General features: G+C 42.8%; 20 protein-coding genes and 1 pseudogene. 7 read left to right on the forward strand and 14 right to left on the reverse strand.

All coding sequences use genetic code 11. The features are described from left to right. Positions 1-53: 53 nt before the first annotated feature. The 3 genes from P4S60_RS13315 to P4S60_RS13325 are packed head-to-tail and all read right to left on the reverse strand — an operon-like array spanning position 54 to position 4,875. Complete coding sequence (locus P4S60_RS13315; RefSeq protein WP_337116249.1) at positions 54-1,091, reverse strand: glycoside hydrolase family 16 protein; 1,038 nt, start codon at positions 1,089-1,091, stop codon at positions 54-56. After that, entirely contained in the window at positions 1,082-3,559 is a 2,478-nt protein-coding gene (locus P4S60_RS13320) for a glycoside hydrolase family 3 protein (RefSeq protein ID WP_442961487.1), read from the reverse strand. Before P4S60_RS13320 ends, P4S60_RS13315 begins: the two co-directional genes overlap by 10 nt. Before the next feature lie 47 nt (positions 3,560-3,606). Continuing rightward, positions 3,607-4,875, reverse strand: coding sequence for a sugar MFS transporter (locus P4S60_RS13325; protein WP_337116251.1), 1,269 nt, complete (start codon positions 4,873-4,875; stop codon positions 3,607-3,609). Positions 4,876-5,107: 232 nt separating this feature from the next. Between P4S60_RS13325 and P4S60_RS13330 the strand changes: the two genes are divergently transcribed. Genes P4S60_RS13330 through P4S60_RS13340 form a run of 3 tightly spaced genes read left to right on the forward strand, consistent with a single transcriptional unit; the run spans position 5,108 to position 8,812 of the window. Further along, positions 5,108-6,436 carry a GH1 family beta-glucosidase gene (locus tag P4S60_RS13330; RefSeq protein ID WP_337116252.1) on the forward strand — a complete coding sequence of 443 codons (1,329 nt, stop codon included), beginning with the start codon at positions 5,108-5,110 and terminating at the stop codon, positions 6,434-6,436. A gap of 24 nt (positions 6,437-6,460) precedes the next feature. Beyond that, positions 6,461-7,792 carry a glycoside-pentoside-hexuronide (GPH):cation symporter gene (locus P4S60_RS13335; RefSeq protein ID WP_063702188.1) on the forward strand — a complete coding sequence of 444 codons (1,332 nt, stop codon included), beginning with the start codon at positions 6,461-6,463 and terminating at the stop codon, positions 7,790-7,792. Between the two features lie 21 nt (positions 7,793-7,813). Beyond that, a complete protein-coding gene (locus P4S60_RS13340) occupies positions 7,814-8,812 on the forward strand; it encodes a LacI family DNA-binding transcriptional regulator (protein ID WP_105174547.1) in 999 nt (332 codons plus the stop codon). Here P4S60_RS13340 and P4S60_RS13345 read toward each other — a convergent pair. From P4S60_RS13345 to P4S60_RS13365, 5 genes are read right to left on the reverse strand one after another with little or no spacing between them, the layout of a single operon-like run. Then, the gene (locus P4S60_RS13345; RefSeq protein ID WP_337116253.1) at positions 8,799-10,766 is read right to left on the reverse strand and encodes a response regulator; all 1,968 of its coding nucleotides are present in this window, start codon (positions 10,764-10,766) and stop codon (positions 8,799-8,801) included. The genes P4S60_RS13340 and P4S60_RS13345 overlap by 14 nt on opposite strands. 50 nt (positions 10,767-10,816) lie before the next feature. Then, entirely contained in the window at positions 10,817-11,278 is a 462-nt protein-coding gene (locus P4S60_RS13350) for a response regulator (RefSeq protein WP_337116254.1), read from the reverse strand. Beyond that, a complete protein-coding gene (locus tag P4S60_RS13355; protein WP_337116255.1) occupies positions 11,278-12,756 on the reverse strand; it encodes a sensor histidine kinase in 1,479 nt (492 codons plus the stop codon). The genes P4S60_RS13350 and P4S60_RS13355 overlap by 1 nt, the downstream gene beginning before the upstream one ends. 22 nt (positions 12,757-12,778) lie before the next feature. Next, the gene (locus P4S60_RS13360; RefSeq protein WP_054562695.1) at positions 12,779-12,988 is read right to left on the reverse strand and encodes a histidine kinase; all 210 of its coding nucleotides are present in this window, start codon (positions 12,986-12,988) and stop codon (positions 12,779-12,781) included. 10 nt (positions 12,989-12,998) lie between these two features. Beyond that, entirely contained in the window at positions 12,999-14,339 is a 1,341-nt protein-coding gene (locus P4S60_RS13365) for a sigma-54-dependent transcriptional regulator (RefSeq protein WP_337116257.1), read from the reverse strand. A gap of 216 nt (positions 14,340-14,555) precedes the next feature. Between P4S60_RS13365 and P4S60_RS13370 the strand changes: the two genes are divergently transcribed. Further along, positions 14,556-15,068 carry an NUDIX hydrolase gene (locus P4S60_RS13370; protein WP_337116259.1) on the forward strand — a complete coding sequence of 171 codons (513 nt, stop codon included), beginning with the start codon at positions 14,556-14,558 and terminating at the stop codon, positions 15,066-15,068. A gap of 113 nt (positions 15,069-15,181) precedes the next feature. Then, positions 15,182-15,682 (forward strand): cytochrome b, encoded by a 501-nt coding sequence (locus tag P4S60_RS13375; protein WP_337116869.1) that lies wholly within the window; start codon positions 15,182-15,184, stop codon positions 15,680-15,682. A gap of 7 nt (positions 15,683-15,689) precedes the next feature. Here the strand turns inward: P4S60_RS13375 and P4S60_RS13380 are convergent, their stop codons facing one another. The 3 genes from P4S60_RS13380 to P4S60_RS13390 are packed head-to-tail and all read right to left on the reverse strand — an operon-like array spanning position 15,690 to position 17,834. After that, positions 15,690-16,184 carry a YgjV family protein gene (locus P4S60_RS13380; RefSeq protein WP_337116261.1) on the reverse strand — a complete coding sequence of 165 codons (495 nt, stop codon included), beginning with the start codon at positions 16,182-16,184 and terminating at the stop codon, positions 15,690-15,692. A gap of 49 nt (positions 16,185-16,233) precedes the next feature. After that, a complete protein-coding gene (locus P4S60_RS13385) occupies positions 16,234-16,800 on the reverse strand; it encodes a Crp/Fnr family transcriptional regulator (RefSeq protein ID WP_337116262.1) in 567 nt (188 codons plus the stop codon). Beyond that, complete coding sequence (locus tag P4S60_RS13390) at positions 16,797-17,834, reverse strand: NAD(P)H-dependent flavin oxidoreductase (RefSeq protein ID WP_337116263.1); 1,038 nt, start codon at positions 17,832-17,834, stop codon at positions 16,797-16,799. The genes P4S60_RS13385 and P4S60_RS13390 overlap by 4 nt, the downstream gene beginning before the upstream one ends. A gap of 165 nt (positions 17,835-17,999) precedes the next feature. Here P4S60_RS13390 and P4S60_RS13395 point away from each other — a divergent pair. Further along, positions 18,000-19,375 (forward strand): annotated as a pseudogene (locus P4S60_RS13395) (NAD-dependent succinate-semialdehyde dehydrogenase). A gap of 62 nt (positions 19,376-19,437) precedes the next feature. Here the strand turns inward: P4S60_RS13395 and P4S60_RS13400 are convergent. The 3 genes from P4S60_RS13400 to P4S60_RS13410 form a co-directional block, all read right to left on the reverse strand. Further along, positions 19,438-20,511, reverse strand: coding sequence for an endonuclease/exonuclease/phosphatase family protein (locus P4S60_RS13400; protein ID WP_337116264.1), 1,074 nt, complete (start codon positions 20,509-20,511; stop codon positions 19,438-19,440). 121 nt (positions 20,512-20,632) lie between these two features. Next, a complete protein-coding gene (locus tag P4S60_RS13405) occupies positions 20,633-20,848 on the reverse strand; it encodes a hypothetical protein (RefSeq protein ID WP_337116265.1) in 216 nt (71 codons plus the stop codon). 99 nt (positions 20,849-20,947) lie between these two features. After that, on the reverse strand, positions 20,948-21,379 hold the full coding sequence (locus P4S60_RS13410; RefSeq protein ID WP_337116266.1) for a hypothetical protein: 432 nt from the start codon (positions 21,377-21,379) through the stop codon (positions 20,948-20,950). 251 nt (positions 21,380-21,630) lie between these two features. On the opposite strand from P4S60_RS13410, the gene rhlP reads away from it, so the two are divergent. Further along, positions 21,631-22,443 (forward strand): rhombotarget lipoprotein, encoded by an 813-nt coding sequence (rhlP, locus tag P4S60_RS13415; RefSeq protein ID WP_337116267.1) that lies wholly within the window; start codon positions 21,631-21,633, stop codon positions 22,441-22,443. Positions 22,444-22,461 lie beyond the last annotated feature (18 nt).

Genomic DNA, 22,461 nt, shown 5'->3' on the forward strand with positions numbered 1-22,461 from the left:
ATCTGCAGGCTCTTGGTTCATAATTCACTTATAGCAATCTGCTTAATTAAGTATTATTGCGGATTGGTCTTACCCTTTATTTGTACTGCTGATGGCTGTGTTGTTGCACAGCCGATACCTGTTTCACTATTTTTACTGCATTGAAAAACACGTACGTAATCCACCAGCATTTGCTTAGGATAACCTGCAAAATCAACGCCTTTATCATTCACATTTGCTGGCCAGTTTCCGCCTACAGCAAAGTTAAGCAGTAAATGAAAACGCTGATCAAACGGAGCAAAGCCGGTATTTTCTATAAACGAGCCGTCTTGTTGTTGTGATGTTGAATACCACTGGTCGTGGCGAAATGTCGCATAGTGAACATCATCAACATACCAACGAATTTCATCTTGCTGCCATTCAAGGGCATAAACATGAAAGTTATCAGCCGGGTTATTAGCTTCGCTGAAACGGTACGGCGTACCGCTGTAAACATTTTTGGGTGCAGGACCACCGTAATGCAAGGTGCCGTGTACGCGCGTTTCAAGGCTGCCAGCTGGCGCTGTTTTGTCATCAGTGAGAGTCTTTAGATTAACTGCTTCCATGATGTCTATTTCGCCTGATGATGCCCAGCGACCATAACGCCAATCAGTCGGTAACATCCAAATTGCTGGCCACGCACCTTGTCCTGCTGGCAATTTAGCGCGAATTTCAAACCGGCCGTATCGCCAATCAGCTAAGTTTTTAGTGCGTAAACGTGCAGAAGTGAACGGCTGAGTCGCTTGTTTTTCTCGCTCAACATCGCTAGTCACTTCATCGCTATTATGCAATGGCCCAGTGTATTGCTCTTGGCGAGCAACAATATGCAATAGGCCATCTTTAACAAAACTGTTTTCGCTACGCGCGGTATAACATTGCAGCTCATCATTACCGCCACCTCGACAATTTACTTCGTGTTGCCACTTAGTTAGGTCGAGATCATTTTGCGAAAATTCGTCTTGCCAAACTAACTGCCAGCCTTCTCCTAGGCTGGCTTTGACAGGCGCAGGGGTTTGCTGACAGGCACTAAGCGCACCTGTTAGCAAAATAACAGCATACGATTTTACTGACATGAGACTGTTGCGTCCTCGGTGTGCGCGCTCGTTACTGATAGTTTAGCAATTGATACTTGCCATGCACCTTCAGTGGCTAATTGCCAAGGCGAGAATACTTGCCCAAGCTGCACACCTTGCTCTGCAAAGCAGCTCAAATCTACGGTCAGTGTTTGCCAATCATTTGCTACTTTAACCTGTTTGCTAATATCAAATTGGCCATCACAGTTTTCACCACATTGCATACCCAGCATTAGCGGCGCATCAGCAGCTTGGTCTACCTTAATCTGCATTTGCAGTTGACCCGCTTTTTCAACGTATGAACGTAAATCCGATGGGAACGCCGCCATTAAACGTACCGCAGCCGCTTCTTTACCATTAAAGCTGATTGCGCGCGCATCTTCTTGTACGTCTTTATCAAAGGTTTTTACGCTAACAGCGTTAAGTGCTGCACGGCTACTGGTCATGGCCTGTAGCTCAGAACCACTTTGTAGTTGCAGTGACCACGGTGCTTTTACGGCACGTTCAAATAATACTAAGTCTTCTAATTTAGCCGCGACTTGTGATTTTTCGCTAAGGTTATCCGCCAAGGTGTTTTTATCTTGGTAAGTTAAACCAAAGCCATAAGGTAATAGTGGCGCGTAATCTTTATCACCACGGTTTTGGTTACCTACCGGGTTATTCGGCCATGAGAACGATAACTTACCTTTAAAGTCATGATTGATAGAGCCATCTTGCTTTTTAAAGATAACATCGCTGATTGCATCACCTTCACTGCCTGGTAACCAAGTTGCGACAAACGCATCACTGGCATTCAGCTCTGCATTCACCCACATTGGGCGACCACTAATAAATAGCGACACCACAGGAATACCGGCATCTTTTAGCTTTTTAAGTAGGGCTAAATCAGTTTTATTACCGCGTTGGTATTCAAGGTTATCTAAATCACCATTACCTTCTGCATATGGTTGTTCACCGAACACCACAATCGCGACATCTGGTTTAGATTCAAATTCGCCATTCACATTGTATTGAACCTGACCACCTGCTTGCTCAACTGTATTTTTGATGCCATCAAAAATTGAAGAACCACCCGGGAAGTCACTATTCTCATTACCTGTACCCTGCCATGTGATTGTCCAACCACCTGACTGCATACCGATGTTATCAGCGCCTTGACCGGCAACTAATACGTTTGCATTTGCTGATAGCGGTAACAACTGTTGTTTATTTTTAAGTAGTACCAGTGATTCACGGACTGCTTGTTTTGCAACTGCGCGATGTTCTGCACTACCAATGATCTCTGTTTTACCTGAAAGCGGACGCTTAGCAGGGCTTGGCTTATCAAACAAACCTGCGCGCATTTTCACACGTAAGATACGCGTTACTGCATCATCGATGCGACTTTGTGCAATTTCGCCACTTTTAACTTGCTTAATAAGGTTTTCGTAAAGAGGTTTCCATGCATCTGTCGGTACCATGTACACATCAAGACCGGCATTTGCTGCTTGCGCACAGTTGCCATTAGTACAACCCGGAATTTGACCGTGGCCGTTCCAGTCACCAACAACAAAACCATCAAAGCCCATTTTGCCTTTAAGTACGTCGGTAAGTAGGTATTTGCTACCATGAATTTTTTCGCCATTCCAGCTATTAAATGACGCCATCACGGTCTGAGCACCTGCACCTAAACCGCCAACATAACCTTGCGCATGAATATCAAATAATTCTTGCTCAGATGCCGTGTTATTACCTTGGTCATCACCGCCTTCTGTGCCGCCATCACCTAAAAAGTGTTTCACTGTACTTATCACGCGCTTATCAGATAAAAAGTCTTCATCAACCGCACCTTGCAACCCTTTAACAATGGCTGCCGAGTATGCTTTCACAATTTCAGGGTCTTCAGAATAGCCTTCATAAGTACGACCCCAACGGTCGTCACGAACAACTGCGACTGTTGGTGCGAACACCCAGTCGATGCCGGTTACCATCACTTCTTGCGCGGTAGCAGCTGCAATTTTTTCGATTAACTCTGGGTTGTTTGTTGCACCTAAACCAATGTTATGTGGAAATAATGTCGCACCAATAACATTATTGTGACCATGTACGGCATCAGTACCCCACATTGTCGGAATTGAGCTGCCATCAAGCGAGTCATCAATTGAGGCTTGATACATTTTCTCAGCAAGCTCAATCCAATCTGCGGCACTGGCATGTTTATCATTATTTGGGAATGCACCACCACCATTAAGGTAAGAACCAAAGCCGTACTTACGCATATCTTCAACGGTAATATCGCGAATTTCTGGTTGGATCATTTGCGCAATTTTTTGCTCAAGGGTCATATTTGCCAGCATTTTCGCAATTTTTGCTTCCATTTCTGGGTTTGCAGCAATACCCGTTTCGATGTTTGGCCAAATTTCTTGCTCAGCGCTCACGGTTGCCACCTTATCTTGCCCAGTGCAAGCTGTCATGCTGGCGCCTGCCATCATTAACGAGAAGAGTGTGAATGTTTTTTTCAATTTCATTTTTACACCTATGAAGATTGCTGAGTCTGAGTCGATACCTTTGAGCCAACCAGCGCAAAGTAAGTAATGTATAAGTAACATGCGATAGGTAAAAACAACGCCATTTGCACGCCAATAGAATCTGCTAACACGCCTTGTAGTAATGGAATAATCGCACCACCTACAATCGCTAAACATAAAATGCCTGAGCCTTTAGAGGTATATTTACCAAGGCCATGTAGAGCAAGGCTGAAAATCGTTGGGAACATAATAGAGTTACATAACCCCACGAGTAAAATTGCCCACATAGCAAGGCTACCCTCACCTGTCATTGCAATCACAACCAGCAGTACTGCCAATAAGGCATGGCACGCCAATACCTTACCTGCATTAAATTTTTGCATTACAGCAGCGCCAATAAAGCGGCCAACCATAGCGCCTGCAAAGTAGTAACTAATGTAATGAGCGGCTTCTTTTTCAGCGAGGCCCGCAATGTTATCTAGAGTCAAAAAGCCGACTAAAAAGCTACCTATTGCCACTTCTGCACCCACATACACAAAAATACCAACAGCACCTAAAATAAGGTGGCGATAGCGCCAAACACTGCCCAAATCAACAAAGTCTTCTAAATCTTGATGTGCGGCTTCGCTATCACTTTCTTTACCTAGTTTTGGCAGTTTTAAAAACGCAAAGATAACCGCTAGTACCAACAAGCTTAACGACAACATTAAATAAGGCAGTTTCACTTGTTCTGCTGTTGCTTGGCTAATTTCAGATAGAATTAACCAGCCACCAAAAATTGGCGCAACTGTCGTGCCTAACGAGTTAAACGCTTGTGTCATGGTCAAACGCGAAGACGCCGTTTTTTGCGGACCAAGTACACTTACATAAGGATTGGCAGATACTTGCAAAATCGTGATACCCGAGGCAAGTACAAACAAGGCGAGTAAAAATAATTCATATACATGGGCAACTGCAGCGGGGTAAAACAGTGCACACCCAACGGCTGCAACGACTAAGCCAACCACAATACCAAATTGGTAGCCAATACGACTGACCAACTTACCTGCGGGGATCGACATCACAAAATACGCACCAAAGAAGCAAAATTGAATGAGCATAGCCTGCGTATAGTTAAGTGAAAACATACCTTTTAAATAAGGGATTAAAATGTCATTCAGACAGGTGATGAATCCCCACATAAAAAATAATGTGGTCAATGATGCCAGCGCAAAGTGCTGCTTAGGCATATCTGCTTGGCTTGCAGCAGCCGACACAGGGGTTGAAACATGAGCCATAATTTTTCTTCTCTAGTTAATTATATTTATCAGTTTGTTACAGCAACGTTTGGTACTTAATCACTAACAACAAATAGCGAAATATGTTGCAACATTAAATGTAAGCGCTTACATTTATAACATATAAATCATATTTAGCAATTTATTTGCAGAAAAATTGTAAGCGCTTACAGTCGAGTTTAAGCTCTAATTAGCCAAGCCTTACACTTAACCCGAAGGACGAGTATCAACTGTGTATAAATCAATTTCACTGTTACCAGATTCATCTTTACTCAAGCCCGAGTTCACGTTCGGTGTGGCAACAGCCTCATTCCAGATTGAAGGGGCACGCGATAAGCGCCTCGATTGTATCTGGGATACATTTTGCGAAAAGCCTGGCGCTATCGCAGACCAAAGCCATGGCGATGTAGCTTGTGAGCATATTGCGCGTTGGCAGCAAGATGTCGAGATGATTGCAGATTTGGCTGTCGATGCTTACCGCTTATCTATTTCGTGGCCGAGGGTCATGCTGCAAGATGGCTCGGTTAACGAGCAAGGTATGGCGTTTTATGCCCAGCTATTATCGGCGTTAAAAGCACGTAACATTAAGACCTATGTCACCTTATATCACTGGGATTTACCTCAATACCTTGAAGATAATGGCGGTTGGTTAAACCGCGATACGGCCTATAAATTCAAAGAATATACCGAACTTGTTACTCAACATTTAGGCCATTTGGTTGATTCATTCGCCACCTTGAACGAACCATTTTGTAGTGCTTACTTAGGTTATGAAGTGGGTGTACATGCACCTGGCATAAAATCACAACAAGCTGGCCGACAAGCAGCGCACCACTTACTACTCGCCCACGGCCTTGCTATGCAAGTATTACGTAAAAACTGCCCAGACACAGAAGCGGGTATCGTATTAAACTTCAGCCCAACGTATCCTTTAACAGCCGATGATAAAAAAGCCGCAGTACTTGCCGATCAATATCATAATCAATGGTATATCAAAGCGGTTTTAGAGGGGGCTTACCCTTCTTTACTGGATGATTTAGCTGATGAAGTAAAGCCAACTATTATTGCTGGCGATATGGCGATTATTAGTCAAGCCGTCGACTTTATTGGCGTTAACTATTATACCCGCATACACTACAAAAATACTGCTGATGGCTGGTTTGAAGAAGCAAGCCTTACTGATGTTCGTGTTACCGATATGGGCTGGGAAGTTTACCCACAAGGTTTAACAGAGCTTTTAGTATCACTTCATCAGCAATATGATTTACCAAAAATGTATATTACTGAAAATGGCGCAGCCATGGCCGACACGCTAGAAAATGGTGAAGTGAACGACATAGAACGCGTAGATTATTATCACACTCACTTAAATGCAGTATGTGATGCAATTCGTCAAGGTGTTGATATTCAAGGCTACTTTGCGTGGAGCTTAATGGACAACTTTGAATGGGCGTATGGCTACGAAAAGCGCTTTGGGTTAGTTTATATTGATTATCAAAGCCAACAACGCATTTTAAAAGAAAGCGCAAAACAATATCGCGCGCTGCTCAAACAGCGATAAAAATAACAACAATCGAGAACACACATGCTGACAAAAAGAGAAAAAATAGCCTACGGATTAGGCGACACAGCAAGTAATATCATCTTTCAAACGGTGATGTTATTTTTAACTTTTTTCTATACTGATATCTTTGGTATTTCACCCGCGATTGTTGGCACCTTGTTTTTGGTGGTGAGAGTCGTTGATGCAATTACCGACCCATTAATGGGAGCCTTAACCGATTCAACCCGCACTAAGTGGGGAAGCTATCGTCCCTACTTACTCTGGCTTGCTTTACCATTTGGGGTGATCAGCATGATCACCTTCACCACGCCAGACTTGCCTGAATCAGGCAAAGTCATTTACGCGTTTGTCACTTACACTTTGCTAATGCTGGTTTACACCGCGATCAATATTCCTTACTCAGCCTTAGGTGGGGTATTAAGTGGCGACCCTAAAGAGCGAGTATCCATTCAATCTTATCGCTTTGTGTTTGGTATGCTGGGCGGCTTAATTGTCAGTGCCTGTACCTTGCCTTTGGTAAACTGGCTTGGCAAAGGTGATAACGCTACGGGCTACCAACTCACTATGGCCCTGATGAGCGGCTTAGGTGTGATCTTATTTCTAATTTGTTTTCGCTTTACCAAAGAGCGCGTAGCTGCTCATAACAGCTCATCGTTGAGCTGGAAAACCCGCATGAATACGCTATGGCAAAATGGCCCATTTAAAGTATTGTGCTTTGCCGCATTTATGCTGTTAACCAGTATGGTACTACGCACCACCCTTGCCATTTACTATGTAAAATATGTACTTGGTGAAGCCGAGCTGGTCACCTACTTTGTTACCATCGGCATGATAGGTAATATTTTGGGCTGCGCCTGTGCAAACCCTCTTAGTAAACGCGTTGATAAGAAAACCGCTTATATTCGTTTGCAATATATCTCTGCGGCAATTAGTTGTGTGGCATTTTGGTTGCCGGGCGAACAATTGATACTTGCCTTTGCGGTGTACTTTTTATGGTGTTTCTTCACGCAAATGGCAACCCCGCTACTGTGGGCAAAAATGGCCGACACCATAGATTACGGGCAATGGAAAACCGGTGAAAGACTCACAGGCCTAGTTTACGCAAGCGTGGTCTTTTTTATTAAGCTTGGTCTTGCCCTTGGCGGTGCCATTGCAGGTTGGTTACTGGCATTTTATGGCTATGAAGCCAATACCGAACTCAGTGAACACACGCTTTCGGGTATCTTAATTTCATTTACCCTTTATCCAGCAATAGGTAGTATGCTTGTCGCATTTATCATGAAAAGGTATATTCTTGATAATCAAACGGTTGAGCAGATCAGTGCCGATTTATCGTTAAAGCAGCATCCATAACTTTGTTTAAAAAGGAATAACATGGCCACCATTTACGAGGTGTCGAAACTTGCAGGTGTTTCTCTTGCAACCGTTTCACGAGTAATGAACAACAATGCAAATGTCAGTGATGCAACGCGTAAAAAAGTCACTGCCGCAATGGATGAGCTTGGCTATCGACCTAACTCAATTGCTCAATCATTGGCATCAAATTGCTCGAACAGTGTTGGCCTACTGGTCTCTGAATTACAAGGTCCGTTTTACGGGCCTATGATGAGCGGCATTGAAAATACCTTTCGTAATCAAGGCAAACATCTGATTATTGCTGCAGGTCACAGTGATGAAGAACGCGAAAAACAAGGGATTGAATTTTTAATTAGCCGTAACTGCGATGGCCTTATTTTACATGTTGAAGCGGTCAGCGACGACTACCTTATTAAGCTCAGTAAAGGTCGGACGCCGTTTGTTTTGATCAACCGCTATATCAGCGAACTCAGTGACCGCTGTATTTTGCTTAACAACATTAAAGGTGGCTATTTAGCGGCGAAACATGTGTTGGAGCAAGGTCATAAAAATATTGCCTACATCAGCGGGCCGCTATGGAAGCAAGATGCCAAAGACCGCCTAGAAGGTCATAAACAAGCACTGGCTGAGTTTAATCTTGAGTTTGATGAAAACCTCTTATTCCAAGGTGATTTCATGGAAGCGAGCGGTTATGAAGGGTTAAAGGCGCTGCATCAACAAACGCATCCATTCACGGCGCTAATCTGTGCCAATGATGAAATGGCAGTGGGCGCCATGGCAAGCGCGCGCGATTTAGGGCTAACTTTACCTAAGCAATTGTCGATTATGGGTTACGATAACGTGTTTTTCACTCGTCACGTTTACCCACAATTGAGTACTGTTAATTATCCAATAAATGAAATGGGTCGCATGGCCGCAGATTGGGTGTTAAGCCATGTTTATCAAAAACAAACGCCGCCGTTACAAACGCTATTTGAACCTGAACTTGTAATTAGGCATTCAATTAGCCGCCAATAAGCTCAGATAATAAACCAAGATTAATCGGCTTTAACAGCACTTGTTCAATCTCAAGTTGCTTGATTTTTTCTGGTTCTGGCTCGGCGCCACTAACAATGACTAACTTTAAGTCGGGGTGGCGCTGTTTAATTTCTCTTGCTAAATCAAGTCCTTCACCATCAGGCAAATGCATATCCAGTAATACTTTAGCAAAATTTTGATCGTCACTCAGCGTCGCAAGACATGCAGCACAACTTGGCGCTATAACAGTTTCAACACCTAAGCTTTCAAGCAATAACTGAGTGATTTGCGCCGCATCACTGTCGTCTTCGACCAGTAAATAACGTGTACTTTGTAATGTCATTTCAGGGCTGTCGTCTTGCTCAACCACAGGTGCCGTATTGCCCTCGCATATATAATGATTGAGCACTCGGTAAAGCAGCCCAGAATCAACCGGCTTGGCAATCATATCGTTAAAGCCAAGCGCGCTTAACTCAGTTTTCACCCCTTTCATGGTGGCGGCGGTAAGCGCGATGATTGGCCCTTGATAGCCCATTTTACGAAGCTCGATGGTGGCCTCTTTACCGCCCATCACCGGCATATGCAAATCAATAAATACAATATCAAAAGGTTTACCTGCTTGCTCGGCACCGGCTACTTTTTCTATGGCTTGTTTACCGTGCTCTGCGTATTCCACTTCAGCCCCGGTCATGCTGATCATATGACCAACGAGGGTACGTAAATCTTTTAAGTCATCGACCACTAATACTCGACCACTGGTTTCGAGGGTGGCTAATTTTTGCTGGCAATCTGGGTTTGAATCAAAGCGCAGCACTTGGCGCTCAACATCGCGAATGTTGCCAGGGTATATCGACAGGGTAAATTCAGAGCCCACCCCTTGGGTTGACTCAAGCTCAATAGCGCCTTGCATACGGCTAAGTAGCTCTGAACAAATAGCAAGGCCAAGCCCTGCACCACCGACATCTCGAGATTCTACATCGGCAATTTGTTCAAATGGCTTAAAGATCAAAGCTTGTTTTTCGGCAGGGATCCCAAGGCCTGTGTCTTTAATGCTAAAAAACAGCATTTCCCGCTCATTGACCCAAGCAGTCCAAGCACGCACGGTGATCTCGCCTTGGTTGGTAAACTTAATTGCATTATTAATGATGTTAATCAGGATTTGGCGTAACCGCGTCGCGTCTGTGTTTATCACTAAAGGTAAGGCTTGCTGTGACTCAAATTTAAGTGTTAAGCCTTTATCTATGGCTGAGACGCGCATTAAGGTATAAACGTCAGCCATTAGGCTATCTAAATTGACATCACTGCAATTGAGCTCAAGTTTATCAGCAGCAATTTTTGAGAGGTCGAGCACATCATTGAGTAAACTCAGTAAGTGCTTACCATTTCGGTAAATCACTCCTAGCTCATTTTGGGCATGCTGGTTCTTGCCGCTTTGCATAAGTAACTCGGTGTAACCCAAGATAGATGACAGCGGTGTGCGTAGCTCATGGCTTAAATGGGCCAAAAAGCGGTCTTTAGAGCGGTTTTCAGCTTCGGCCTTTAAGCGCTCAACACGCTCATCTTCAACATCTCGACGAGCTAACGCGTAACGTATAGCACGCGCAAAGCGCCCGGTGCTCATTTCATTTTTAACGAGGTAATCAACCGCACCGGCATCGAGTGCAGCAGAATCTAGGGCGTCATCAGATTGCCCTGTTAGCATGATAATTGGGCCGCGAAAGCCATTCGCCACGGCCCGTTTCAGTACTTCTAAGCCATCAGAGGCACCTAAACGATAGTCTAACAAACAAATATCATGCTTGTTTTCGCTCAGCACACTAATGGCTTGTTCTGGGCAACTTAACCATTCTACATCGAATGTATGGGAACCTAACTGATCTAGGTAGTCGCAAGTAAGAATATAATCGTCTTCATCGTCTTCTACTAAGAGTAATCGGGTTACCTTATCTAACATTCTTGTTCCTTATACCTATTTGCTTAAATTAGTACTTTTGCAAATTGGAATTAATCGTTCTGTGATGTTGGCAGCTCTACAAACTCTACCCAGTATTTTCCTAATGTTTGCATTAACTCGACTAAACCTTCAAAAGTAACCGGTTTAGTAATATAAGATGCAGCGCCTAAATCGTAGCCTTTAACCATATCTTCTTCTTGTTTTGATGTGGTTAAAATTACAACCGGGATCCCCTTTAAGTTAGGGTTGGCTTTGATTGCTTGTAAAGCCTCTCGGCCGTCCATGCGCGGCATATTTAAATCAAGTAAAATCAAGCCCGGACGAGGCGATTTTTCTTTTTCACTAAATTTGCCTTTACGCTCAAGATACTCAAGCAGCTCTACACCGTCTTCAACAAAAAATAGCTCGTTCAATACACGGCTTTCGGCCAATGCATCTTGGGTTAATAAACGATCATCTTCGTCGTCATCAGCCATTAAAATAGTAATTGGTTTAACTTTAGTAAGTGGCATTACGCCTCTCCTTGTAATGTGAAAAGCGATGCTTCCACGGGTAATTTAAGAGTGAAGCTTGCACCCTCACCAACGCGACTACTTGCTGTTATTTCTCCGCCGTGACGCTCCACAATACGGCGGCAAACCGATAAACCAATGCCTGTGCCTTTATATTGAGAACGACCATGCAATCGCTGAAACGGAACAAATATTTTTTCTAGATACTCTTCAGAAAAGCCGATACCGTTATCTGAAATCGTAATAATTTCCCACTCCACATCAGCATTATGAACTTGACTAAACTCTTTGGTTCGCTGGTAACTAATATTGATTACAGGCGGCACATTTTCACGTCTAAACTTCACCGCATTAGAAAGTATGTTTAAGAACAATTGCAGCATTTGGCTAGGATCCGCTTGAATGTGCGGTAAAGTATCAAGATTCACTGTGGTCTCAGATTCTTTTATTGCGATTTCAAGGTCATCGAGAACTTCTGCAACAACTTCATTTAAATCTGTATCAGTAAAGTCTTTGCCACGGGTTGTTACTCGTGAGAACTCAAGCAGGTCATTGATTAAATTAGACATACGCTGAGCGGCATTTTTCATACGACTAATATAGTCAATACCTTTTTCGCCAAGTTCATCTTTAAACATCTTTTCAAGGCGGTCACTGAAAGCTTGAATCTTACGTAGTGGCTCTTGTAGATCATGACTTGCAACAAAGGCAAAGTCTTCAAGCTCTCTGTTTGAACGGCTTAGTTCGTCTGAATAGATGGTTAGCTCTTGAGTGCGCTCTGCTACCTTTGCTGCCAAGTTTTCGTTTTGTTCTTCAAGCTCAGCTCTGTACTTAGCTTGGTTGCGTAAGTTGATACGGGTTAACACAAACATACCTATAAGCAATAAGGTACTGGTCACAGCCGTAATCGCAAATGTTAGCTTAGCTTCGTTTTTGATTTGAGAGAGCTTCGCGAACTGCTCGATTTTAAAGTTGAGCTCACGCATTTGAATTTCATCAACCGCTACACGGATGTCTTTATATAATTCGCGACCTTGGTCTGTTAGCAACAGTTGGCGTGCTTTAAGGTCTTTATTTGCAAGGGCCAGATCGGTGGTTTTAGTCATCACCGCCACTTTGTCGTTTACTAGATAAATTAACCGCGCAATGCGGTCTGCCTGACCGGGTATTTCGGAATGCAAACTTTTCACAAGCATGATTTGCGCTTGCATCGATGCAATCGCATCATTGTAAGGGAGTAAATAGTCTTTTCGATCGGTTAATAGATAACCACGCTGACCAGACTCAGCTTGCACCACAGATAAGTGCAAACGCTCAATCGCAGTGTTTAGTGAGTTGGTATTATCAAGGCTACTTTGTGTTTCAGTGAGTGAGCGAATGCTATTAAGGGCTAAAAACGCATTAGCCACCACAATACAAAGCACCACGGCAATAAAGCCAGCCCAACTGACTGCTATTTTTCCTTTTTGTTTTTGCATTTACTTCCCAATCTATGAGTGCTTAATCAGCTGCGTGAGTGTCGCTTATTTCCTGTAAGTGCTCACTACACTGCTGACAATTAGCAATAATTTTATTCAATGCCTCAAGTGCTTTTTGTTTTGGCATATCATTTTCTAATACGAGCTTAACTAACTCTGCATTCATCGAAATACGGTTTAGTGGCGCACGAGCATCATGCACCATTTTTCGTAAAGACTCGTTATTATTCATAGCTATCCTTTTATTTATATTCGCCAATGCCTCCATAAGCATTTAAACGGTTATAGAGTGTTTTCGTACTGATCCCCAGCATTTGTGCCGCAATCGTCTTGTTACCTTGTACTTTATCTAAAGTGGCGTGGATCAATTCTTTTTCAACTTCTTCAATGGTTTGCCCTGCAACAACTTGGTTTGCTTGGCTCTCTTTATTCACTTTAGAAAATGGCGACTCTAATGAATCAGGCAAAGTAATAGCAGTGCCCTTAGGGTCACTCATAATAAAGGCGCGGTGAATAGCGTGACGAAGCTCACGCACGTTACCTGGCCAATCATGGGCTTCAAGCTCTTTGATTTGCGCCGCTTGCCATTTAAAGTCGGTGCCATTTTCTTCATTGAGTTGCTCTAAAAAGGCATTGGCAAGCAGTGGAATATCTTCTTTGCGTTCACGAAGCGGTGGAATATCAATGGGGAATACCGCTAAACGAAAGTAAATGTCTTCACGTATAACATTGTTTTGCGCAAGGTCAGTCAAGGTGCGGTTGGTTGCAGAAATAACGCGGCAGTTCACCGCTTGCTCTTTGGTACCACCCACGCGGGTTACTTTTTTGCTTTCGAGTACGCGCAGTAAGTTTGGCTGCATATCAATCGGCATTTCGGTGACTTCATCTAAAAACAAAGTGCCACCCGCAGCTTGCTCAAATACACCTTCTTTACGCGCAATAGCCCCAGTGAACGCCCCCTTTTCATGACCGAACAATTCGCTACCGATCAGCTCTTTTGAAAATGCACCACAGTTGGTTGCTACTAACGGACCATCACAGTCAGTCGCATTATGAATCGCCTGCGCAACGACTTCTTTACCTGCGCCACTTTCACCCATCAACATTACATTGGCAGAAGTGGCAGCGACGCGTTCGATCATAGTGTAAAGCTTTTGCATCACCTCAGATTCACCAATTAAAGTGCCAAAGTGGCGTTTAATCGCTGGCGTTGCTTTTTTCTTAGGACTTGCTTTTTTAGGGTTAAGAACACGCTCGATGTCTTCGCGTTGCAGTGGCTTAACTAGGTGGCCTACATTTGGTTCACACATTTCAGCCAGCTTACCTTTTACGGAAGGGTGCCCTGAAATTAACGTAACACGAGGCGATTGACCGATAGTTTTTAAGTGTTCAAGTAAATGAAGGCCGCTGCCATCAGGCAACATGAAATCTAAAAAAACATGGTCAAACGTATTGTTTTCAAACCATTGCTCCGCTTCAGCAAGGTTCGGCGCGGTATTTATATTGTGCCCGAGGAACTCGACTATGTGACAAACTACATCACTAAATTCACTGTCGTCATCGACCAAAAGTACGTTTAACATATTCATTCCCTAAGCTTTTTTAATCATTCTACGCACAGTTATAAGCAAATGAAAACTATATGCGCTAGATACCTAAATAGTTCTTAATTCCAGTTATATTACCTTATTAGTTTCAATTTGGGGTAAGCATAATGAATTAAATGCGGAAAAAAGGTTATTATGGCACGTTCAATATTAAGCTAAGCTGTACTCGCATTAATTTAAAGTTGTAATCCTATGAAGTTATTAAGAAAAGTAATTCACCCAAGTTTAAGTAATGACTATGGCACGGTGTTTATTCGTAACACTGCTCGCGCCATCGTTTTAAAAGGTGAACAAATACTACTTTTATACACCGCCCGTTATGATGACTACAGCCTACCTGGCGGTGGCGTTGATGAAGGCGAAAGCATTGAACAAGGACTCCTGCGAGAACTACATGAAGAAACAGGCGCATTACAAATTCAAATAAAGCAGCCACTAGGGTTATACGAAGAAATTAGGCCTTGGTATAAAGACGACTTTGATTGTGTTCATATCAAATCCTATTGCTACTACTGTGAAATCAGCGATGAATTTGCAGACCCTAAAATGGAGCATTACGAAGTGCAAAATGGCATGCACCCTAAGTGGGTGAATATTTTTGATGCCATCGCACATAACGAAACCACCATGGCAATGAGTGAGAAACAGGGCCTATCGATTCAGCGCGAAACCTTTTTATTAAAGCTGATTGCTGACATTCTTTAAGTTATTTTACATAACTTTACGCAACCATCAGATATTGTGGCAGTCTATACTTATAGTTAAAGCCAATTATGAGAGTAAACCATGAGTAAAGTAGCCCCCTTTCAAAGCCAACCATCCTTTTACATTGGACCGTTGCCATTTTGTTTATCGGCGTATTCGCGATGGGCATTTATGTTGCTGATTTTGCCGAGCCCCCCGCTAAATTTACTTATATGGGTTGGCATAAATCAATGGGCTTAATGGTATTAGTTTTTGCCATTGCAAGGCTTATTTGGCGTATTAAAGAAGGCGTATTACCTGCAACATCTGCAATGCCTAAATGGCAAACAGCAGTTGCTCACCTCACTCATGGCTTATTATTACTTGCAACTCTAGCTATGCCGTTATCTGGTTTTATCATGAGCTATGCGGGTGGTCGTGCAATTAGCTTCTTTGAGTTTGAATTATTAAGCGCACCAGAGAAAACACCTTGGCTTGCTGATGCAGGCAGCTTTGTGCATCACAGTTCAGTGCTTATTATCGTGGTGATTTTAGCCTTGCACATTGCCGCAGCACTTAAACACCAGTTTGTTGACAAAGATGCCATGCTGAGCCGCATGCTAGGTAAGTCTTAAATCAAATTTAAGCGGGCTTAGGGTGAGCATAAAAGCGCCATAAGCCCACTAAATTACTTATTAAAAAAACCGTCTCCATAAGCACTGCCAATGGTGAAAAAACCAAGATGTTATGGACTATCCAGCCAATCGTGCCAACAATCATCAGTATACGTAAGGTAAAGTCTTTGCCTTGGAATGAAGCGTAGGTTTGCAGTAATGTTGCCGACAGCGCGATAAAGCTAACCCAGCTTTGCCAAGTAAATAGTACTGCGCTAATACTCAAAAGCATAAAAGCTATCATCACCCAGCTTTTGCGGGCAAAAATACAATAGCCATAACGCAGTGCAGCAATCAGCATTAAGCTTGCTGCACTAAAGTTTTCGAGCAACATAAAGTGCACAGATGTCAGTAAAACCGAGCTAAACAAACAAGCCAAAATTGCCTGTCTTTGTTTAAATTGAAAAGATGCTAAATCGAGTAATGTGGCAATGGCAACTAGACACTGAGATAAAATAAACATAACGACTCCTGAAAAATCAGCAGTGTAATGTTCACTGTTTTGCTACGCCTTAACTTAAGTTAAGACGCCGTCTAATTCGCGATAAAGAAATCGCAGAGATCCCTAAATACATAGCAACCTCGTTTAAACTCAGTTGTTCAAGCCAATGCGGTTTTTGTTCCAGTAAATATTGGTAACGCTGCTCAGGGGTATTGAGTAATAAAAACGCTTCTTTTGCTTCTTTAAACAATAATTGCTGACTAATTAACTGATGTTTAATTGCTTGCCAGTCGGCACTATCAAGTAAAGCCAAAGGCACCTTAATAAGCTCAGCATCACGTATCACTTTGAGCTGGTAAAGCGCTGGGGTTTTGGTTAACCAGTTACCATATAGCAGTGCAAATTCATCTTGAAAGTAGAACTCTTTACACTTTTGCGCACCTTGCGATGATGCATGTAATGCCCCAAGCACCCCAGATATAATTAAGTAACCTGCATCTTGTTCGTCGCCTTGCTGCAATAAAACACCACCTTTAGCGTAACGCTTTATAGCGCATTGCCCAGCAAGCTTGTTACGAAATTCACAGGCTAGTTGATGGTAACTATCACCGAGCGGAAGTAACTGGGTATCTATCAAGATTGCCAACCTTGCATTAGTAGTTCAGTCATTTGCTGGGCGTTTATACCTTCTCGAACCACAAAGCGCTCACCACACCAAAGCGGTGAAAAACCACTCTCACCTTTAGCCTCTGCTTTTGCACGTAATGCCGTCATCGCAATCGACGCATACGGAAAAGGCGGCGCTTGCTCTGGCATCGCGCCTAACTCTTGCATCACTCTGTTGCGTATTCCTCGTGCCGGGCGGCCAGAAAACAATGTCGTCAATTCGGTTGAGTTTGGTGCAGCTGTTTTTAATACTTCACGATGCAAAGCACTTGTTGTCGCTTCTTCACAAAGTAAGTAAGCGCTCCCTACCTGCACTGCTGCTACACCTAATGCTTGATAGTGTGCTACATCTTCTGCTGTACAAATTCCACCAGCTGCAATAACGGGTATATCAAGCTTTACACACTCTCGCACCAATTGCGCTGTGGTTGGTTGCAGCGATAAATCCATCGATAAAAAATGGCCGCGGTGGCCGCCTGCTTCAATCCCTTGTGCGATAACCGCATCGGCACCATTTGCTTGTAACCAACGCGCTTCATCTAACGTTGTGGCTGATGAAAGAACGACCCCGCCCCATGCTTTTATTTGAGAAACAATCTCTTTACTTGGCAGACCAAAGTGAAAGCTCACAACAGCAGGCTTATAAGGGGCGATAATATCGATCACTTGCTGATTAATTGGCTGGCGTGAGGCGTTACGGGTAAATTGTGAGACATCGACAGCAAACTCATCAAAATAAGGTGTAAGCGCATTATGCCAAGCAGTTTGCTGAGCCAGTGAATAGTCAGGTGTTTGATGGCAAAAGAAATTAAGATTGAACGGCTTATCCGTCTGCTGACTAATGTAATCAAGCTCTGAAACTAGCTGCTCAGCCGAGAGCATAGCGCAAGGTAACGAGCCAAGCCCCCCAGCTTCACACACTGCCACTGCCAGCTTGGCATTTTGCACACCCGCCATCGGTGCTTGAATAATCGCAAGTTCGGTATTTAACACTGAGTTTGTCATTACGTATTCCTTGTAAGTTTTGCAGCCTGTTGCAGTTTTTACAGAAAAAAGAGTGCCTAGTTAAGATTAAATAAAATAAAAGGCAGTTAAATCATATAGATAGAATATCGAAAATTAGGTATTAGCCTTGCAAACCTTTTCCTACAATTTTGTAAGGAGATAATGATGACTGATACTGTTACTACAATCAATCCAGCCGATGAGCAAACCTTAAATACGTATAATTTATTGTCATTGCAACAAGCACAGAGTGAAGTTGACCAATGTCATCAAGCTTTTTAAAGTGGCGCACCACATCACATGAACAGCGCGCTAAATTACTCAACCAACTTGCACAAGTGATTGAGTCTAATCAACAAGAATTAGCCCAACTGATGACCGATGAAATGGGCAAGTTATATCAACAAGGTCTACAAGAAGTTGAATTATGCGCTGCAATTTGTCGCTATACTGCTGAACAAGGGCCCAAAGTGCTTGCTGATGAAAGCCGTGATATGCAAGACGGGCACGCAATTATTAGCTATCAACCAATCGGTGTCATTTTAGGTATCCAACCTTGGAACTTCCCGCTTTATCAAGTTATTCGCTATGCTTGCGCGAATATCATGGCGGGTAATACCACGGTACTAAAACATGCTGGTAATGTATTTGGCATGGCCGAAAAAATTGAGCAGTTATTTACTCAAGCAGGTTTTGATGACTATTGCTTTAAAAACTTACTGATTGACGGCAAAACCGCAAGCAAGCTTATTGAGCACTCAGCTATTCGTGGCGTGACATTTACTGGTAGCGACGAAACAGGCAAAAAAGTGGCTGAGCTTGCGGGTAAACAAGTTAAGAAAACGGTACTCGAACTTGGCAGTAACGATGCCTATGTTGTACTCGATGATGCTGACTTAAATACGGCGATTACCGCATGTACACAAGGGCGCTTAATCAATAACGGGCAAACCTGTGTTGCAGCAAAACGCTTTATTGTGGTTGATGCCTTATACGATGACTTTAAAGCCTTAATTAAAGAGCAATTTGAACAGGTTGTTCTTGGTGATCCGAATGATGAAAAAACCACGCTCGGCCCAATGGCCCGTAAAGATCTACGAGATAAGCTTCATCAGCAAGTGACTGAATCAGTAAATGCAGGTGCGAGCATAATTACCGGCGGTAAAGTTGCCGAACACACAGGCTTTTATTACACCCCGACTCTACTTGAAAATATAAAACCGGGCATGCCCGCTTACGATGATGAATTATTTGGCCCTGTAGCATCGCTTATCAGGGCTAAAGATAACGCTGAAGCAATGCAAATTGCTAATGATTCACGCTATGGTCTTGGTGGCGGTATTTTCTCAAAAGATGAACAAGCAGCCATTGAACTTGCAAAACGCCACTTTGATACCGGTATGGTGAATATCAATGGCTATGGCCTTGCAGAGCCGAACTTACCATTTGGTGGTGTAAAAGACAGTGGCTATGGCCGTGAACACGGCGGCTTTGGACTACGAGAATTTGTTAATATCAAAACTATTATGGTCAACGACTAACCACAAAAAGGGCTCATTAGAGCCCTTTTTAATATCTGATTGTGCAATCCTGAATAAAGTTATCAGTTTTCAAACATGGGCACTTGCTGCTTTGAGGCTGATGGCATTTTTAACTCATCCACGGCTTTTTCTTTATCAATCTGCTCTTGTTGTTTTTGATTGTCAGAGTCGGGGTTATAAACAAGCTCATTAAGCAGTGCAAAGTGATCAGAACCATACTTTGCCAAACGCTCAATACGCTTAACACTAAACTCATTACTATGAAAAAGGTGATCAAGCGGCCAGCGCATAAAGAAATAGCTGGCATGAAAGGTATTAAAAAAACCTCTCCCTTTACGTGGGTCTAACAAACCGCTAATACGCATAAACAAGCGGGTACTACGCGACCATGCAACATCATTTAGATCACCGGCAACAATACAAGGTCGCTGTCTGTTTTTAAGTGCTTTCGCTAAGAAAATCAGCTCAGTATCACGCGGTCGTGAGCTATCTTCTTCTGTAGGACTCGGAGGAGCAGGATGAATAAAGTGCCCTTGTACTTCTACGCCATCTGCATCTTCAAACAAAATATGGATTGAGGGGATATCGCTTTCAATAAGCTCACAAACTTGCTGTTGTCTAATTTTGAACTTGCTGTACAAGTGCATACCATAACGATTATCTTTTGGGCAGTACACTCGATATGGGTACTCTTGTTCTAAACTGCTCAGTTTATTTTGCCAAGTTTGATCAGACTCTAACGTAATGAGTAAGTCAGGTTGGTGCGTTTTAACTAATCCAATGAGTTTGTCATATTCAGTGTTCGACATCAGTACATTTGCCGACATAATACGAATACTGTGCTTATCGCTTTTATTACTTGAGGCAACTTCTTTGTTAGCAAGCCTTGTGTAGGGGTAAATCCAGCCAACTTGTAATAGCAGCACGACGATACTCGCCAGAGCGCAACCAATAAAAAGCATTGATCCCGTTCGACTGATTAAATAGCTTGCAGCAATTAAACTTCCACAAGCAAGGTAAACCACTTGCAAGCGTACAAAGTCACAACTGCGAATTAAATAATGTTGGGAATATGAAAATGGCAAGATTGAGACCACTAGCAGCATGGCCAATAGTGAACCCAATCCATAAGTCATAATCGATTCAAGCAAAACTAGCGGCTCAGAATAGAAATAATTTCTCGGGTGTCTTCCACTAAACGCACGACAGTATCGTCAACTTGAATTGAAATTAGACCATCTCTGTCTCGTGATTTAATCACTTTACCGCGGCGGTAAATATCACGGTCAAGAATATCGCCTTTACGTAATTTTTTTGCCAACCGGGTGGTAAATCGCCACCATTATCAAGTTTCTTTTCAAGGCCAGGTGGTAGACTTTTATCTTTATCCTTATCCTTGTCTTTGTCTTTTGCAAGTGCGCCAGCCGTCACTAGGCTTAAACCTATCACTGCAACTGTTAACAATGCTTTCATGCGAGTGCTCCTTTTATTAGTCCCAATTAAGCGTAGCAAGTTTTTCTGAACTGGGTATGAAACCAGCTAAAAAAAGCCGCTAAGCGGCTTTTGACAGGATTAACGATGGCGAGTAACGATTGATAAAATCTCTCGCGTATCGTGTACTAAATGAATAAGACGGTCATCGATTTCGATGGCAATAATGCCATTTCGGTCGCGACGTTTAATCACTCGACCATGGCGATATATATCTCGGTCAAGAATATCACCATGGTGATAACGCTTATACCAACCTGGTGGTAAGCCACCACCATGCCCTATTTTTTTGTATAAACCGGGTGGTAAATCACGGTAGCTGTAATGGTCATATCGGTCATGACGATCATGTCTGTCATGATGGTAGTGCTTGTGATGTTTTTTATGTTTATGCTTTTTGCGTTCGTGTTTTTGTTCGTATCTATCATGGTCACGATCATGTTTCGCGTTTGCTTCCATAGGTATCAAACTCAAACCTAAAACGGCAACTGAGATAGTAATTAATTTATTCATAATAGAGACCCTCAACGTTTGCTCTTGATAAAAAGCCTAACGTTTTAGCCTGAATCATAGATGAAGGGTTACGATTTAAAAACGCAACTGTTTACATATCAACACATTAGAAAGCCAATCTTTACATTTCTTTAAACTTCTTTGGCACTATTTACGAAAAATCAAGTCTGAGTTACAGTTCCAGTTGCAGTGTTTGTATTTATATTTGCAACATAAACAAACGCTTCTTCACTCCATAATAAGGATAATTTATGAATGTACTAAAATGGTGTTTGATAATTAGTATTGCTGCACTAACGGGTTGTAGTGCCATGATGAGCCAATATGGCAATCAAAATACGCAATCAAGTTCATTAGTTGAGTACCTTTACCCTGACCAACAAGACAGAGCTGCACACCAAGCAACGATTCCAACCTTGAACTTACCTGCCACAGTAGGGATTGCCTTTATTCCTAACAAGTACAATGATGGCTTGCATCATGGTGATGAAGTCGCACTGCTTAATAAAGTTAAAAAGCAGTTTATGCAATATGACTACATAGACCGTATTGAAGTGATCCCAAGCACTTACTTAAAAGGTAGTGAAGGATTTACCGCATTAGAGCAAGTTTCTCGTTTATATGATGTGGATATTATGGCGCTTGTTTCGTACGACCAAGTGTCGCAAAGCTTAGAAAATAACGTCGCGTTTTTATATCTAACGATTGTTGGTTTATATGTGATTCCAGGCAATGAAAACTCAGTACAAACCTTTGTAGATACCGCCGTATTTGACGTAAAAAGCCGAAAAATGCTGTTTCGCGCGCCAGGTATTCATAAAGCAGAGCAACGCAGCACAGCGATTGGCATCGATGAAGTCGCTAAAGAGCAGTCACTAGCAAGCTTTAATGGTGCAGTTGATGACATGATCACGAATCTCGATGCTGAATTGGCGCAATTTAAAACCCGCGTAAAAGAAGAAAAAGTGGCTAATGTCACGCACAGAAATGGTACTGGCGGCAGTAGCTTATTCTGGTTAGTGGCAGTACTGGCAGGTTTTGCCGTACATCGCCGCAGTGCATAACAGACAAAGTTATTAATC

Origin of the sequence: Pseudoalteromonas sp. Hal040 (genome assembly GCF_037162425.1) — a bacterium.
GTDB lineage: Bacteria > Pseudomonadota > Gammaproteobacteria > Enterobacterales > Alteromonadaceae > Pseudoalteromonas > Pseudoalteromonas gelatinilytica.